The 17,209-nt window shown below is 35.9% G+C and carries 17 protein-coding genes; 1 reads left to right on the top strand and 16 read right to left on the bottom strand.

Going from position 1 to position 17,209, the window contains the following annotated elements; all coding sequences use genetic code 11:
- Positions 1-654: 654 nt before the first annotated feature.
- The 16 genes from ACTXGU_RS21565 to ACTXGU_RS21640 all read right to left on the bottom strand — a co-directional run bounded on the left by ACTXGU_RS21565 (position 655) and on the right by ACTXGU_RS21640 (position 16,700).
- A complete protein-coding gene (locus ACTXGU_RS21565; RefSeq protein WP_443483581.1) occupies positions 655-957 on the bottom strand; it encodes a hypothetical protein in 303 nt (100 codons plus the stop codon).
- 298 nt (positions 958-1,255) lie between these two features.
- On the bottom strand, positions 1,256-2,359 hold the full coding sequence (locus ACTXGU_RS21570) for an ABC transporter ATP-binding protein (protein ID WP_443483582.1): 1,104 nt from the start codon (positions 2,357-2,359) through the stop codon (positions 1,256-1,258).
- A gap of 46 nt (positions 2,360-2,405) precedes the next feature.
- Positions 2,406-3,221 carry a carbohydrate ABC transporter permease gene (locus tag ACTXGU_RS21575; RefSeq protein ID WP_443483583.1) on the bottom strand — a complete coding sequence of 272 codons (816 nt, stop codon included), beginning with the start codon at positions 3,219-3,221 and terminating at the stop codon, positions 2,406-2,408.
- Between the two features lie 15 nt (positions 3,222-3,236).
- On the bottom strand, positions 3,237-4,103 hold the full coding sequence (locus ACTXGU_RS21580; protein ID WP_443483584.1) for a carbohydrate ABC transporter permease: 867 nt from the start codon (positions 4,101-4,103) through the stop codon (positions 3,237-3,239).
- Between the two features lie 126 nt (positions 4,104-4,229).
- Entirely contained in the window at positions 4,230-5,468 is a 1,239-nt protein-coding gene (locus ACTXGU_RS21585) for an ABC transporter substrate-binding protein (protein ID WP_443483585.1), read from the bottom strand.
- Between the two features lie 341 nt (positions 5,469-5,809).
- Positions 5,810-7,039: a Gfo/Idh/MocA family protein gene (locus tag ACTXGU_RS21590; protein WP_443483586.1), complete on the bottom strand. Its 1,230-nt coding sequence runs from the start codon at positions 7,037-7,039 to the stop codon at positions 5,810-5,812.
- Positions 7,040-7,074: 35 nt separating this feature from the next.
- Positions 7,075-8,409: a hypothetical protein gene (locus tag ACTXGU_RS21595; protein ID WP_443483587.1), complete on the bottom strand. Its 1,335-nt coding sequence runs from the start codon at positions 8,407-8,409 to the stop codon at positions 7,075-7,077.
- A 56-nt stretch (positions 8,410-8,465) separates the two neighbouring features.
- Positions 8,466-9,413: a transketolase family protein gene (locus tag ACTXGU_RS21600; RefSeq protein WP_443483588.1), complete on the bottom strand. Its 948-nt coding sequence runs from the start codon at positions 9,411-9,413 to the stop codon at positions 8,466-8,468.
- 11 nt (positions 9,414-9,424) lie between these two features.
- Positions 9,425-10,249 (bottom strand): transketolase, encoded by an 825-nt coding sequence (locus ACTXGU_RS21605; RefSeq protein ID WP_443483589.1) that lies wholly within the window; start codon positions 10,247-10,249, stop codon positions 9,425-9,427.
- 53 nt (positions 10,250-10,302) lie between these two features.
- Positions 10,303-11,421 carry an iron-containing alcohol dehydrogenase family protein gene (locus ACTXGU_RS21610; protein WP_443483590.1) on the bottom strand — a complete coding sequence of 373 codons (1,119 nt, stop codon included), beginning with the start codon at positions 11,419-11,421 and terminating at the stop codon, positions 10,303-10,305.
- Positions 11,422-11,496: 75 nt separating this feature from the next.
- Positions 11,497-11,967, bottom strand: coding sequence for an RpiB/LacA/LacB family sugar-phosphate isomerase (locus tag ACTXGU_RS21615; protein WP_443483591.1), 471 nt, complete (start codon positions 11,965-11,967; stop codon positions 11,497-11,499).
- A 63-nt stretch (positions 11,968-12,030) separates the two neighbouring features.
- The gene (hpsH, locus tag ACTXGU_RS21620) at positions 12,031-12,969 is read right to left on the bottom strand and encodes a (2S)-3-sulfopropanediol dehydratase activating enzyme (protein WP_443483592.1); all 939 of its coding nucleotides are present in this window, start codon (positions 12,967-12,969) and stop codon (positions 12,031-12,033) included.
- Between the two features lie 190 nt (positions 12,970-13,159).
- A complete protein-coding gene (hpsG, locus tag ACTXGU_RS21625) occupies positions 13,160-15,646 on the bottom strand; it encodes a (2S)-3-sulfopropanediol dehydratase (RefSeq protein ID WP_443483593.1) in 2,487 nt (828 codons plus the stop codon).
- Between the two features lie 389 nt (positions 15,647-16,035).
- On the bottom strand, positions 16,036-16,392 hold the full coding sequence (locus ACTXGU_RS21630) for a hypothetical protein (protein WP_443483594.1): 357 nt from the start codon (positions 16,390-16,392) through the stop codon (positions 16,036-16,038).
- A 36-nt stretch (positions 16,393-16,428) separates the two neighbouring features.
- Positions 16,429-16,575 (bottom strand): riboflavin kinase, encoded by a 147-nt coding sequence (locus tag ACTXGU_RS21635; RefSeq protein ID WP_443483595.1) that lies wholly within the window; start codon positions 16,573-16,575, stop codon positions 16,429-16,431.
- Positions 16,576-16,631: 56 nt separating this feature from the next.
- On the bottom strand, positions 16,632-16,700 hold the full coding sequence (locus tag ACTXGU_RS21640; RefSeq protein WP_443483597.1) for a riboflavin kinase: 69 nt from the start codon (positions 16,698-16,700) through the stop codon (positions 16,632-16,634).
- Between the two features lie 52 nt (positions 16,701-16,752).
- Between ACTXGU_RS21640 and ACTXGU_RS21645 the strand changes: the two genes are divergently transcribed.
- The gene (locus ACTXGU_RS21645) at positions 16,753-17,136 is read left to right on the top strand and encodes an MFS transporter (RefSeq protein WP_443483596.1); all 384 of its coding nucleotides are present in this window, start codon (positions 16,753-16,755) and stop codon (positions 17,134-17,136) included.
- The last annotated feature ends 73 nt before the right edge of the window (positions 17,137-17,209 follow it).

Consider the following 17,209-nt stretch of genomic DNA (forward strand, 5'->3'; position numbering starts at 1 on the left):
ACTATCTTCATTTCCAACCCCTGGTATAGTTATAGCTAAATCAATAGCTAGATTTCCATAACCAATACGTTCAAAATCAAATAATACTAAATCACCACTGTTTCTGACTCCCCAATTTGTTGGGTTTGGATCACCAGAAATACAACCTAATGGTTTAAATATGATTTTAACTTGTCCTTGTAGGCAATTTAGAATATCGGTTAATTCAAGGGGTAGAAATTGTTGGACTTTTCCCTTTCTGCTATTCGGGCAGATAAAACAATCCTCTTGTTCTTTGTATGTCCAGTTCTTTACGTTCTTGATCTCCTTTTATATGTACGCGTTTGCTCTTTCAGGTAGTTCCATAGGGAATAAGAAAGTCAAATCTCGGTTCTTTCTCTTCTCCGATCGCATATAAATAGTTTTCTTCACTCCCATATCCCGCATCCGCGATGACCGTTTTAGGCATTGGTAAAGTGATGACGCCAGTTTTTCCAAGTGTGGAATAAAACAACGCCTGTCTGTAGGTCGCTGATGAATCATGTAAAACAAAACTAATTGGTTTTCCGTTCCCATTTGTTCGTTATAAACCCGGTTTGCGTTGACCATTTTTCATATGATCTTCTTTCATTCGCATAAAGGTTGTGCGTCTTAGTCTGTTTTGAAGTAACTATTTCAATTATCAACAATGGCGTTCTGTTCGTTGTATTTTGCTAGTCGAGGCGAGAAATCTTCCCGAATGAGCTTTAAGGGCTTCTTCCATTGACTGCGCTCTTTTCGCTTCTCCTTACGTACCTCTGTATTTGTTTCTTCTTCTATTTCCTTCGTTAAAGCTTCCACTTTTTCTTCCAGTTTTATGGTGACTTCCTCTAGCTTGGACGGAGATATTTCTGGATCCTGTACGTTTTCTATCATACAAGCTTCTGCCTCTGATTGGGTTATTTCTTCAATGTGCCGTAGGGTTTCTTGAATTTTCACTTTTAATTTTTCCTCAAAACGAGTCGTTGAGAGAAACATTGATTCAAAAAACGCCGTAAATACTTTCTTATTCTTACAATTATGGCAACGATGACATTTAACCAATACGAGTAAATATAGTGGTTTATTACCTATACGGCATAGTTAGCTATCCACTCCTTCCCTTCAATGCTCAAGCTTAGAAATAGAGGTTTTTCTGCCCGTTAATACTAAATAAAGCACTTAAGAAAAGGAATTGTGAAAAAATTTCTTTGGTTTAGCTGCCTTACACATCCATATACTGTAAAATCACCGTGTTTTAAACACTCTCAATCTTTCGTTCCGTCTCACAATCAAAAAAATGAATCTTTTCTGTATCAATAAATAAATTAATTGTATCACCACTTTTAACCGTTTCCTTTGGATCCAAACGTGCAATAAAGCTTTGTCCTGCAAGACTTGAGTAAAGCAATATTTCAGAACCTGTTAATTCAGTTACTTCAACAGTTGCTTTAATTCTAGTTTCTAAGAGATTTTGATTTAGGCTATGATCCTGATAGATATCCTCTGGACGAACACCAAGGATAATTTCTTTTCCAATATAATTCTGTTTTTCAAGAAGAAGTAGCTTTTCAAAAGGAATTGCAAGCGTTTGTTCTCCAATATGAAAACCATTCTTAGTGATCTTCCCACGGAAAAAATTCATAGCAGGAGAACCAATAAAACTACCTACAAATACATTCGCAGGGTGCTGATAAACTTCAGCAGGTGTTCCCACTTGTTGTATCAGTCCGTCCTTCATAATAACAATTCGTGTTGCCATGGTCATTGCTTCTGTTTGATCATGTGTAACGTAAATAGTTGTTGTTTGTAGTCGGTCGTGAAGTTTCTTTATTTCCGTTCGCATTTGAACACGTAGTTTTGCATCAAGGTTGGAAAGAGGTTCATCCATTAAAAAAACTTTTGCATCCCGAACGATGGCTCTTCCTAAGGCCACACGCTGGCGTTGTCCTCCAGAAAGAGCTTTCGGTTTGCGATGTAACAGCTCAGTTAAACCAAGAATATCCGCTGCATGTTCTACTCTTTTTTTTATTTCGCCTTTGTCCGTTTTGCGCAGCTTCAGACCAAATGCAATATTTTCATAAACAGTCATATGTGGGTATAGTGCATAATTTTGAAATACCATCGCGATATCCCGGTCTTTTGGAGCTACATCGTTCACGCGGTTATCTCCTATTAATAAATCTCCAGATGATATACTTTCAAGGCCTGCAATCATCCGCAAAGTTGTTGATTTTCCACATCCAGAAGGACCAACAAAGACAATAAACTCATTGTCTTGAATATGTAAATTAAAATTATTAACAGCTTTTACATTTTTATCATAAATCTTGTTTATATTTTTTAATTGAAGTTCTGCCATTTTTTATTCCTCTCATTTCCTTGTATTTTCCTGATATCTTTTTCTATTAGCTTTTAACAGCTCCAGCAGTCATACCTGCTATAAAATATTTTTGCAAAAATAAATAGGTTAAGACCATCGGAAGTGAAGAGAGTACAACACCTGTAAACAACATCGGATAGTTTGTTAAATATTCTCCTTGAAATCCTATCAGCATCAAAGGCAATGTTTTCTTTGAATCATCCGTAATATAAAGCAACGGGTTGATCAAGTCATTCCAATACATAACAGATAAAAATATTCCCGTTGAAGCGAGAGGTGCCGAAGAAAGCGGCAGAAAAATACGTCTATATATTTGCCAGTTATTTGCCCCATCTATTTTAGATGCTTCAAATAAGGAGGCAGGTATTGTACGAACAAATCCAGATAAAATTAATACTGCAACTGGTAGTGTACCAGCAATGTTTACAATGACCAATCCTAGCAGGGAATTTGTAAGCTGCAGCTTGGAAATCAACTGATAAAGCGGCAGCATATTCACTTGAGCAGGCACCATCAACCCCATTACAAAAAAAGAAAATAAACTTCTCCCAGCCCATGGCTTTACTTGGCTAATAGCATAAGCAATCATGCTGGCAAAAAATAAGGTGAACAGGACCGAAAAACTAGTCACGATCAAACTATTTGTAAAATATAAGCCAAATGGCTGATCTGTTATAAGATTCTTATAGTTTTCTATGTGAAAGCTGGACGACAATGAAAATGGACTTTCAAACAGCTGCTGCGTTGTTTTAAAGGTAGACAATAGAATGACACTGATTGGAAACAAAATAACAGCTGCAAAGATAATTAAAAGTGTACGTTTAGAGAGTTGTGCAAGCAAACTTATTCCTCCTTTTTAGTAATCGACACGATTTGCTCTTAACAATTTTATTTGGGAAAAAGTAATAACTCCCACAACGGCCATAAAAATCATGGAAATAGCTGAAGCATATCCGAATTGACTATTTGTAAAAGCCGTATTGTATATATAGGTTGATAAAATTTCTGTCGCGTAATTAGGACCCCCTCTTGTCATGGCAAAGATAAGGTCAAAGGCCTTAAAAGATTGAATCGTGGTATAAGCACAAACAATAACGGCTGCAGGAGCGATTAGCGGCCAAGTAACTTTACGAAAGGTTTGCCACCTTGATGCTCCTTCTAATTTTGCAACCTCGTAAAGCTCTTCTGGAATAGTTTGCAGGCCTGCGACAAAGATAACAATCATCTGGCCAATATGAAACCAAGCTTGTACAATGGCAATGGAATAAATAGCAATCTCTTTATTTCCCAACCAATTCACCCCTGGAAGACCTATCTTCTGGAATAAAGCATGAAGCACTCCTATATTTGGGTCATACATAAACAACCATATAAAGGAAATGGATACAGATGATAAAATAGTCGGGAAAAAGTAAATCGCTCTTAATAAAATATTGGTTTTAGAGTTCTTTTTAAGAAAAATGGCAAATAGCAGGGAGAGGCTAAATTGCAAGATTAAAACACATAGCATAAATTTCAGGTTATTAATAAAAGACATTTTAAAAATAGAATCAGAGGCCATTCGCACATAGTTTGTTACCCCGACAAAACGAAAACTTTCTACCACTCCATCCCAATCTGTAAAAGAATAAAACAAGGTGGAAATGGCAGGGAAAATAAAAAATATACTATAGATTAGTAGTCCAGGTAGAATGAATAAAAATAATCCTTTTGAATTCTTCATATAATTTTCCTCTCGTTCATTGCAATCTCTTTAGCTAAAAGGAAGAAAGAAAATCCAAAAAAAAGAAGCAGACACCCTTGCTATAGGAGTGCCTGCCCCCTTTGTTTTGGTCATCCTAATTATTGGTTATTTACTTACATTTTGTTTTACAATATCTTGTGCTTTTTGTGCAGCTTCTTTCGCATTAGTTCCACCTAATACTTCTTGAATAGATCCAGTTACCGCTTTTTCTACATTCGTATTAGTAATCGTGTATCTTGGTTGAAAGAGTGTTTTTTTGCTTATCCAAGGCTCCAATTTTTGTAGAGATGGAGAGTCGTATTGAACATCCTTCACGGTTACATGCTGTGACGTGCCATTGGCATATTCTGATGCAACATCAGGTTGACTTAAGAAGGCAAGAAACTTTTTCGCCGCTTCTTTTTTCTCTGATTTTTGATTAATGGCTAATAAGAAAGTGGATGTGTGGATTCCTTCATATTTTGCTTGATCAGCGGATACTGTAATTGGGGCTAATGTATCCAATTCAATTTTTGGATTTTGTTTTTGAACACTTGAAATAGCAAAGGATCCTGTTGCAAGCATTGCTGCTTTTTCTTGTGCTACTAATGCTACAGCACCATCAGTTTTCGTTCCGAGTACATCATTTTGAAAATAACCTTTATCGTTTAATTCCTTGATTTGTGATAATGTTTTTACCCACCACTCATCCGTTAATTTTGTTTTGCCAACTTGTAAATTTTTTAAAGCATCCTCATTCGGTTCATTATTCATCACCATACTATTCAAAAATTGTGCAGGCGCCCCGTCACCAGGAAACGCGATCGGTATGTATCCATTTTTCTTTAGTGTTTCACATACTTGAAGAAATCCTTCCCAATCTTTAGGTGGTTCTATTCCCAGCTTTTTAAAGATGGCCGTATTATATATTGGTTGATTGAAAACTAATTGGTAAGGAATAGCTTGTTGCTTTCCGTCCTTTTGCCCGTTAGTAATTAAGTTTTCATTATAGTTTTTTACAAAATCATCATTAGATAAATCGGTAAAGTATCCTGCTTTTGAGAGCTGTTCAAATTGAGCTCCTGGAAAAGAAGTGAAAATATCACCAGTTTTCCCATCCCGCAGTTTTGTTTGTGCTAACGTTAAATATTGATCGGAAGGAACAATATCCATTTTCACTTTAATCGTAGGATTTTCTTTTTCGAATTTATTAATTAATGTATTTAGTACCTCAGCGTCCTCTCCACGCCAATGCAAGAAACTGATTGTTGTGGTACCGTTTCCTGAGGATTGTTTGGAAGAACACCCAGATAAAATACTTATTATTCCGAATATTAATGCTAGTGGAAGCAACCATTTTTTCATTTTATTGTTTCTCCTTTATTAGTAATTACGACAAGACTTTAAGAAAATATTTCCTATTTCTTATTATATTTTCAAGATATCACTCTCCATCATTGTTTATGCTGCTATTAAACTATGATTCTTCTAAAAAAACGCAAAAAGGCATCAAGCTTCTTAATAAAGAAATTTGACGCCTTCGGTTGACCGATCAGCCTACTATGAAAAAAGAATCGTTAATAGAATAAAAATATTGTAATCTTATAATTCTTATTAGTCAAGTAGGATTTATAAGAGAAATGAATGCATCCTCTTTCTGCTATTCTGTTATCACTCCTTGAAAGTATTCATGTACCTTTCGTCACTTACGCATGGACAGCGCTATAAGTAATTCCCTCTTTTTTTAATAACTCATCAATATATATTACTTTCCCTGTTTTAATAGATTCCTCAGCCGCTGCCCCTATGACAATGGACCAAAAACCTTCGTCAACAATGGCAGTATCTGTTTTTTTCCCTTCCATATTATCAACAAAATATTTGTGTTCATAATAGGTTGAACCATTATGTCCACTTTGCTGGATAACTGTTGGGTAGCAAGGAGTCGATAGTTTAGAATTTTTGCTTTCCCCACATAAAACTTCCAAATGAGTTTTTGGCCGTTCAGCAGGCAAGAAATCTTCATTTTCGTATGCTTTAAGCCGCCCTTCGTCCCCACAAATGACAATTTCTTCATAAAACATGGGCGAAAACATACATAAATTAAAACTTGTCCGTATCCCATTTTCATAGACGACGGTCACGTATGCATGATCAATGATGTCTGATTTCTCATCATTATTTTGAAAGTCTACAAAATTAACTGCCATACCTCCAGAAGCATATACTTGAACTGGCTTTGATTGTGCAAAAAGGTTTAAAAGATCAAAATAATGACAGCATTTTTCTACTAACGTTCCACCAGAATACTTTGTGAATTTATTCCACTGATTCACCTTATCTAAAAATGGAAGCCGATGTTCTAATATACTAATCGTTTTAATATCTCCCACCGATTTTCTCTCTAAAGCTTCGTGAATGGCTTCAGAATAAATGGATTTAAATCGATATTGCAGTCCTATTTGAAATACAGCATCATATTCTTTCGCAATTTGGGTTATTTCATAGGCATCTTGAATAGTTGTAGCCATCGGTTTTTCAAGTAGAATATGCTTCTTATATTTAACGGCTTCTTTTATAATATTAATATGGTTGTAATTTGGTGTACATATGATTAACCCATCCACTTCAGGGTCACTGCAAGCAGCTTCGAGCGTTGCATATTCTATTAAACTTTCACCTGGAAAATTTGCAGCAAACATTTGCTGTGTATGCTTAATACTATGGACATCTATATCATAAATTCCATGGATTGTACCTCTTCCCTCAAGCATGGTAACTCTTATATGCTCTTGTCCCATCATGCCTGATCCAATAACATTAAATTTATATTTTGGTTTTTCATTAGAGTAAATATATTTATCCTTTTCAGATAAATAGTCTGTATTAAGAGAACTTGTGAAAAAAAGATTTTTAATTTTTTTACCATTTTCCATTAGTAAAACCTCCTTATAGAATGTAATTATAATTATTAATACTCCCAAATCTTAATATCTAAAAAACTACACATTATCTTAATTTGTTCTGTCACATCACCATATGCAACCACAAAATGCGGTTCCCAGCCATCTTTAACAAATTCTGCTACCTTTTCAGCAGCTTTTCCCCCTTCAGGTCTTATCGTTACAGAAGTACCAAAGAATTTTTGCGGCTCCTCTAAAGCTTCTCCTTTAAAAATAAACATACGAAAGCCATCCTTATCTTTACCAAGCCTTAAGACCGTAACTTCCCCACTTTTAAGACCAAATTCCATAGTTGGTCCGATCTTGCGATTTGGGTGAACGCCTAATTTAGCTCCTTCTTTATTTTTTGCAAGTGTGCTTGCTCCTGCACCGCAATGCCAGTAAACGATGCTGTCGCATTTTTCATCCACTGCTACAGGATCACCTAAATAGGTTGCTTCTTCACTAAAACCAGCACCAATAAACATACTTAAGACACCGCCAATATCTGTCTCACAAGAAGCAGCAATCCCATTATCATTTAACATAGAAAGTACAGCACAAACTGGAGCTCCAAAGCCTGTAAAAAAATCAGGCCAACAATGGGATGCCACTGCACCTGCACCTGTTTCTTTTATAAAAGCTTGATAAGCAGTACGTAGTCGAGCATATTTTTGCAAATTCTCCGCAGGAAATTTATCATATCCTTCCGTACGAGCCATTAGCTCTTTTGTAGATTTAGCTATGTCCTCATTACTGTAAGAAGCAGCTTTATTCATGATGCTGGCAGCCTCTGTTCTCACAAGTCTTGTTCCAAAAGTTTCGGCAAGTTTTGCTTCATCCAGCTCACCAAAACCAAATCCTGGTGGCTGTGAACCGATGATTCCTATTGTTAAGGTCCTTAATTTTTTCATCATTTCAACTGCACTGCCTATTTGACGCAGTTTACTCACAACAGACTCTTCCTCTGGATTTCCAAAAACAAATTCATGGTGATACCCTTGCATACGGATACTATTGGCTGCTGAAAACGCTCCTGTTAATGAGTTAAGTTTTAATCGTCCTCCATCTATTGACGGCTCCCTTAAAGACCAAACAACGATAGGACATTGAAAGCGTCGGGTTAACTCGGAAACAAATTCACTTCCTACAAAAGTGCTGCATTGATAAATAATCAAATTCTGCTGTGGAAGCGTATCTGCAAATTCACTGAGCATTTCTGTGGAAGTAAGCAGCTCCTTTGGTATACTTATATGATGAAAGATTTCCTTCAGCATATCGCTGGATTTTTTAAAACTCTCCTCAGCACTTTGCATAAAAAATGTAGTGCGGGCAAGCGGAAAAAATGCTACTTTACTATTCATTGCTAAAACCTCTCCTGTAATAATCTCTAATGTACAAGAAATCATGTTTCTTCATACTAAACAATCTGATTTTTACTTAAAACTTCCTTTGCCGCTTTCACTATATGTTCTTTTTGCATTCCGTACTTTTCTTGTAGATATGGAATAAAGCCAACCTCACCAAAATGATCGTTTATGCCCACAGCTTTAATAGGTACAGGATGATCTTCTACTAATACCTCTGCAACGGCACTTTTAAGTCCGCCAATAATGTTATGATTTTCACATGTTACTACCGCGCCTGTCTTCTTTGCAGATTTTATGACTGCTTCCCTGTCTATTGGCTTAATCGTATGTATATTGATGACCTCCGCATTAATATTTTCCTGTCTTAATATTTTTTCAGCCTTAATCGCTTCTTTCACCATTATTCCTGTTGCAAAAATGCTTACATCAGTTCCTTCTTTTATTACATCTGCTTTAAATAGATCAAATTCATAGTTTTCATCAAATACATTAGGTGCCGCTTTTCTAAACATTCTTATATATACAGGTCCATCATAATGAATGATTTTTGGAAGTGCTTTTTTAAGCTGCAAAGCATCCACAGCTTCATAAATTACGATGTTGGGAATACTTCTTAAAACACCTATATCCTCAAAGCTCATATGTGTACCACCATTTAGTTCTGCAGCAATCCCTGGATCAGTGCCAATTATCTTTACATTCCTTTTTGCATAGCAAATCGATACAGCTATCTGATCACATATTCTCCTGCTTGCAAAGGGAGTAAAGGTGCCTATAAAAGGGATCATTCCATAAGCCGCCATCCCCGCTGCTACTGAAGCCATGTTCTGCTCTGATATTCCAATATCAAAAGCCCTGTCAGGATACTTTTCTCTCAGCGAAAGTGTTCCATTTGCCTTAGCCAAATCTGCATCTAATACGGCAATCCTATTATCTTTTTCCATTATTTTATTCAGTGTATCGGAAAGCACCTGTCTTATTTCCACCTTTTCATCCATATAATTCCCTCCTATCTAAGCTCTTGAAATGCTTTTATTTTATCCGCTTCACTAAAGGGCATATTATGATTAGCAGCACCCTTATTCTCCACAAAAGAGACGCCTTTCCCTTTTATTGTGTTTAATATAATCATGGTAGGCTTGTGAATGGATTTTTTCGCTTCTGTGACCGCTATATCTATTGCCTTCACATCATGTCCGTCTATCACTTCTATAACATTCCATCCAAACGCTTTCCATTTATCATGTAAAGAGTCCAAATTATTTATTTCTTTCACCGCACCATCTATTTGCAGTTTATTGTAGTCTGTAAAAGCAACTAGATTATTCAAATTTAATTGTGCAGCCAGCATAGCCGCTTCCCAAATTTGTCCTTCCTGACTCTCACCATCTCCAACGATAGAATAAATGTATGCACTATCTTTCTTTATTTTCGAAGCCTTTGCCATACCGACTGCACACGATAACCCCTGACCTAAAGACCCTGTCGTCATATCAATACCAGGCGTTTTCAGCATATCGCAATGACTTGGCAAATTAGTTCCTGGCTGGTTTAAAGTATAAAGTTCCGCCAGTGGAAAATATCCTTTATCTGCAAGAATAGAATAAAGGGTTGGGCCTGCGTGTCCCTTTGATAACACAAATCTGTCTCTTCCTCTTATGTTAGGATTAGAAGGATCAATATTTAAATTTTTATAGTATAAGACAACGAGCACTTCTACTATGGATAAAGCACCCCCAATATGCCCAACTCCCAATGTACTAATTTGCTCTATCGTTAGTTTTCGTATGTGTTTGCTTTTTTCTATTAAAAAATTTTTTTCATCCTCATTCATGGTAATGCCTCCTACTACTTTCACAGCTGACGATTAAGACTCAAGGCAGCTGTTTATTTAAAGCTTTTGAACATGTCAATCAAATCTTCTTTTTCCATTTTTACTGGATTATTAAATAAATTAGGATGCATACATAATGCTACAAGCTTCTTAATCTCTTCCTCTTTTATCCCAGCATCTTCTAAGCTTACTTTCATATTCATGGAAAGCTTTAACTGTTTAATTCCGTCGGCCATGTCATAGGCATCTTTAAAACCTAATTGTCTGGCAAAATGATTAACTCTTCCATTTTCTACCTCTGCATTTATTCTTGTAAAATAATCTAATGTAAAAGCACAGGCTTCTCCATGAGATATTTTATAAATGTTGGTCAATGGAAAAGAACAGGCATGAGATCCTGTAGTCTTTGGCAAACCAAAGGCAAGGCCTGCGATTAAGCTAGCTTCACTCATTTTTGCTCTTGCTTCTATATCTTTACCGTTTTTATATGCCTTTTCCAAATAGTCAAAAACCAATTTTGCTGCATGCAGTGCCATCGCATCACAGATTGGCTGATGATCTTTGCTCCAAAATCCTTCTAAAGCATGTGCTAACACATCAAGACCAGTAGATGCTGTTATTTGTTTGGGTACGGTTAATGTTAATGCAGGGTCTATAATGGCATACGCTGGATAAAAGTTATCACAGGCAAGCGGTGCTTTTTTAGAAATATACGGATTAGTAACTACAGATACTGCTGTAACTTCACTTCCTGAACCAGAAGTCGTTGGAACAGCGATAAGAGGTAGATGCTTATCTCCAAATTTCTTCTCCTGATTATGATAAAGCACGATAGAATCCTCGGTTTTACATAAACTCGCTACCGCTTTAGCACAGTCAATTACACTTCCCCCTCCGAGCGCCAACACGAATTCAAGGTTATTTTCTCTGATCATTTCTGCACAGTTATCGACATTATCGACGGTTGGATTTGGTACAATATCCGAAAAAACTTTTGTTATTAACCCTTTAGAATAGTCCAAAATCTTTTCTACTGTTCCATTTTGAGCAAAGGTTGGACCACAAACTAACAAACCATTTTTATAATGTAAATTGTTAAGTATAGAGTATAAATCTTTTATTTTATCTACTCCAAATATTACTTTCACAGGCTGTTTATAAAGCCACTCCATCCTCACTTATTGCATCAAACTACTTCATAAAGTTTTGATTCCTTCCTTTCATAAGATTTTTAACCCGTTCCTTCTCTACAGCTTTTGCTCCAACTCCTGAACTTCTGCATAGGCAGCTTTCAAAAATTCCTGCCGCCACGCTTCCAGCCCCTCGGTAAATTCGGTATGTAAAAAGCTGTCCACAACCTCCAATCCAAGTTCCGGCGCTATTATCCATCCTCCTAATGCAAGAATATTGGCATTATTGATAGCACGAGATTTTTTTGCTCCGTAAACACTTTCAACTACCGCTGCATATACTCCCTTATGCTTATTAGCGACTATTGCCATTCCCATGCCTGTACCGCAAATTAAGATTCCCTTTTTAAATTCTTTATTTTGGATAGCACTTGCAACGATAGGCGCAGCCTTAAAATAGGGAAGTGGCTTATTGACATCTTTTGTGCCAACATCTGAAACCTTGTAGCCTGCAGAATTTAGGTGTTCTTTGATAGCTTCCTTAAGCGCAAAACCTGATTTATCAGAAGCAATAATAATTTTTTTCATATAATAATCCTCCAACTTTGTATATATCGCCAAATTAACTTTATTTATTCTTTTATGAAATGCTTAACATGGTGTATGACTATTAATCGTACGTGCTATGCTCTTAAGCCTTTCCATTTTTTCTTTATCCAGTTTTACGTTATCCATCGGATATTGCCTGCCTAGATACTCATATTTCGGTTCCCCAAGGCGATGATATGCTAATAATTCATAGCTTACATTTGGCTTTCCCTTTAAAAAATCAACAATCTTCTTGATCTCTTCTTCCGAATCATTAAATCCAGGAATAACTGGTGTTCTCACTAATTTCTTAAGTTTGGGAAATTGTTCACATAATTTAGTGAAATTTTTTAATATAAGATTATTAGACACTCCCGTATATTCTTTATGCTTTTCTTCATTTATACACTTTATATCAAATAAAACCGTATCTAAAAACGCTGCAGCTTCTTTTAAATTTTCCCACTTTGTATAACCACAAGTTTCGATAGCAGTATTCATTCTCCGTTTTTTTGCTGTTTTAAGCAGTTCAATCGTAAATGGAGCTTGGCTTAGCGGCTCTCCACCACTAATCGTTAATCCTCCTCCAGATCTTGCATAAAATACACTATCCTTTTCTACTGCTTCGATAACATCCTCTATCGGCATCTGCTTTCCATACACAGATAAAGCATTGGATGGGCAAGCATCCGCAAAAATTGCAGGATCTTTATCTATATTTTTTTCTAGAATCATTTTATGGACATCAATTTTTTCCCTTTCATTATGACTGCATAATTGGAAGCATTCTGTACAGCCGCTGTTTAATATGCATTTTTTACTGTTATATGCCAGCTCTGGCTTACTTTTTTGTGATTCAGGATTACTGCACCATTTGCAACGTAGAGGGCATCCTTTTAGAAATACAATCGTTCGAATGCCAGGACCATCATGAACAGAATAAGACTGTATATTAAGAATATATCCTCGTCTATTATTACGAGACTGTTTGCTTGCCATCATTTTAACCCTCCGTAAAACTATCACTATTCATATCTATTAAGTCGGTTTAACAGCAGAAGAATTCAGCAATTTCGGCATGCTGGCTTTTATAAAAAAAGATTAGTATTTAGATTACTCTTACCTTGAAGGATACTTTTCTCCTGATAAACCAGCATACCGATTTATTACTTGTTTATAATAATTAATCGTGCTAGCTTATATTTTCATGCTCCGTTCTTGCAATTAAATCATCTTGCAAGTCTGGTGAAAGGTCCGTAAAGTATGCACTATACCCTGCTATTCTTACTAATAAATTCCGATATTTCTCTGGCTCTTTTTGTGCATCCAAAAGTGTTTTTTTATTGATTATGTTAAATTGAAGATGCCATAATTTTAAATCGCACCAAGTTCTTATAAAGGATACTAGTTTTTCACTGCCTACATTTCCTTCCACGCAAGCTGGACTTAACTTAACATTTAAAAGCCTTGCCGCTCTTTCACGATGACTATAATTTTTTGATGTAAAGTTCGATAAAAGAATAGCCGTTGGTCCATTGATATCTGCACCATGAGAAGCCGAAGATCCATCAGCCAGCGGTGTCCAAGCTTTTCTTCCATTTGGTGTTGCACTAACTACTTTTCCAAATGGAACATGGGATGTAAATGGAACATAGCGTAAATCTAAATGTACACCTAATTCCTGAGAATATTTCTTTGTAAACGTAAGAGCTTCTAAATCTAATGCTTTTGCAATAGAATCTGCATACGAATCGTTGTTTCCATAGCTTGGTGCATGAACAAGCAGCTGTCTTATCACTTCATAGCCTTCAAAATTATTTTCCAGCGCCTGAATTAATTCTTCCATTGTTATTCTTTTTTCTTCAAATACAAGCTTTTTAATAGCAGCTAGAGAATCTATTACGGTGCCATATCCGATAAATTCAAAGTACCCAAGATCAATTCCGCCTGCTATATTAGGAGAATGGATGTCTTTATATTCTTTCACGCAAAGGTCATGGAGTGCTGATCCTAGTGGAGCAGCAAAGTGTTGTGCTCGCAAACGAATGATTTCATGCTGCTGAATAAAAGCATGTTTTAAAAAGTTTGTCTGCTGAGCAAGATAAGCATTCCAAAATTCTTCCCATGTTGTAAAATCTCTTGGATCCCCTGTTTTAAGGCCTATCGATTCCTCTCCATAGAGCTTCATTTTTCCATTATAAAGCGTCATTTCTACAGCTGCTGCAAAATTAATATAGGCACAAGGACTAGTATAAGTATCTCTGTTTGGCATTCTGCACTCTGCACATCCAGAAACAGCGTAGTCATATGCTTCATCAAATTTTGCACCTTTAGCAAGAAGGAGAGGGATAACTTCTTCATCATTTATTAACTTAGGAAAACCAGATCCCTCTTTTATCGTCTCTGCTACTTCATATAAATATCTCTCTGGAGATCTTGCATGAATTCTCGCTGCAAGGTCTGGATAATTTAAAGGAAACTCTCTTTTTGACTGTAAAAATAAATAGGTGAGTTCATTAGTAGCATCCACTCCATCCGTTGTCTGCCCTCCAATGGTGACAGCTTCCCAGTGTGCATATCCTTCGTTAAAAGCTCCACCCGTTGGAGATATATAAAGATCAACAAACTGTGCCATTGCTCCCCATACGCATTCTAATAGTTCAATAGCCTGTTCATCTGTTAATATTCCTTCTTCTTTATCTTTTTTATAATAAGGGTATAAGTACTGATCCATTCTCCCATTAGAAATAACGGTGCCTGTCTTCTGTTCCATTCTCGAAAACATTTGTGTAAACCATTGGGATTGTACTGCTTCTCGGAAGTTTCGCGCCGGATTTTCCGGAACCCAGCTGCATATTTCTGCTATTTCCTCTAATTCCTTTTTTCGCTTAGGATCTGATTCTTTACGTGCTAATTCTGTAGCTAATTTTGAATGTCTCTTCCCCCAAAGTATAATTGCTTCACTGACATTAATAATGGCTTGAAGAAATGGTGCCTTTTCCATACTATCTACAGAACTAAGTGGATCTAGTGCTTGCAATTGCTTTTCTGCATTCTCTTTTATCCCTTTAAATCCCTTTTTAAGCACCTTTTCATAGTCATGAACCCATTGTATAGACGAACGAAATGATGCAGTTTCATTTACAATAAATCTTGATTTTAGCGAATCGTCTGGATCATATGTAAACTTTAATGTTTCCTTTGGAAGTGCTTTTGCCAAATCTTCATGAAATGTCTTTCCTTTCCAGTAGGGTGCAATCTCCTTGACTATTATCTCCGCATCTTCATTTGAAATATCAAAAGGGGACTGTGTTCGCTTCGGCAGCTGTTCAATTGCCAAGTCTAAAAAATCCCCATCCAGTTCTGGATAAAGTATTCCGTATCTGCCTTCAGATCCAGATCTCCCTACAATAAGCTGATTATCTTCTATATAAATAGTGATGTTTTCTGCTATATGCTTTAAAGCCTTAGACCATCTTAGAATAAGCGGCTCCCCTTCTGTTTCTTTAAATGACTCTGTAAAATATTTAGCTCTCTCCGCATCAATGCGGGGACGTGTATTTTGAAAACTATCTAATATTTCATACGCTCGTTTTCTTCCATCGCGTTTTTGTTTACCCTGTATTTCTTCCTGTATTCTTTCCTCCTGAGGTGACAATATAGAATAAGTTGTTGACATCATAATCTCTCCTAACTTATTTAATCCATCCTTTTTACAGTTGTCTCTTAACCTTTACAAATTTATAATCTGTTTCTAACTATCACCCATTCCCCTTTTTGATTTTTATTCAATTAAACAAAAATCAAAAAAGCATATTATCCTAACTACTCGGATAATATGCCTTCAGTTTGTCTAATCAGCATAAATAATTAATTAACTTATTTATAAGATTAATCCAACTATTCATAGTAATCAACTAGGTTTTTAACATTAATTTCAACAAAAATGTGAACATAAATAAGAAATCACTTTTCCTGATATTTAATAAGGTATACTCAACATATCTTCTTTAACGCACAAAAAAACAGCATTCTATAAAGAAATTGCTACTGCATTTTGCTAATATTTTACTTAATAGAATATAATTTTTTATCATTCAGATATGTAGTGGTGAACTCCTTAAGTTTTAAGGTGAGACCGCCTTGCCCAAATTTAATAAACTTTTGAGAACCCGACTCGCTGTTTTTATCTTTCACAAAATCAAAAAAAGCTAAAATATAGAGTCTTCTATATACAATATTCATTACACCATAGTCATAAAACCAATTATCAATGGTGTTATACACTCCCCGATTTATACGAAATTGTTGATTGCATTTGTTATAAAAAACCAGATCAGGAAGATTTAGATATTCATTTTCTAGCAAAGTAGGTTTCCTTGTTTGTTGTGAGTAGTCCCTTAAGTTTAAAATGCTTCTTTGCATATATTACATCCTCCTTGATTTGCTGCTTTAATTGCTCTAATGAATCAATTTTTTTCTCTTCACTTGAAACAACACGCTGCATTTTATTTTTTTCCCGTATATATTTTCTTGAAAATCTATTAAGTGAATCTCTGTTGTCTTTTTAAAATTGGCATCAACCGTTGGCTTCACTCCAATATTCATCACACCTAACTAGGTAGAGCCGTCTAGTGTCACAGCCACTCCATATACGTCATTATTCAACAAGCCTGCATTACATTTATATTTACTGTTGGAAAACCTATTTGCCTTCCGAGTTTCTTCCCGATATAACTCTTCTATTAAAAACAGGTTTTACTTTAAGACTAGATGCATAAATATTTGTTAACATCATTGCCCCTCCCATATTTCAATTCCTTTATTATTTGTTTTGTATCGCTTGCTTTACTTGGCATTTTTCTACAAAGCATAAGTTTCCTGTTAATTGCATCATTTGTTATATATACACTATTCATCTCTGCAATCAACAATTTAGTGGAAATTTATCCAGCAGAAAGTTTCCCAACGGAATTGCGTGCATCTGAGGTTGGTGTAGCGACAGCATGCAGCTGTATCGGTTCAGCACTCGGAACATTCCTGCTGCCTACATTAATTATTAAATTTGGCTTATCAAATACCTTGCTTATTTTAGCAGCTGTATTACTACTTGGAACAATCGTCTCTATTGCATGGGCACCTGAAACAAAAGGGAAAGAACTTGCATAAATAAAACTGCAATCAGTTGGATATTACGCTTGATGCGGCGGAATAATAAAGTATAAAAGATTAATTCAAGGTG

The sequence above is a fragment of the Niallia sp. 01092 genome (assembly GCF_052318935.1).
In the GTDB taxonomy this organism is placed as follows: domain Bacteria; phylum Bacillota; class Bacilli; order Bacillales; family Cytobacillaceae; genus Niallia.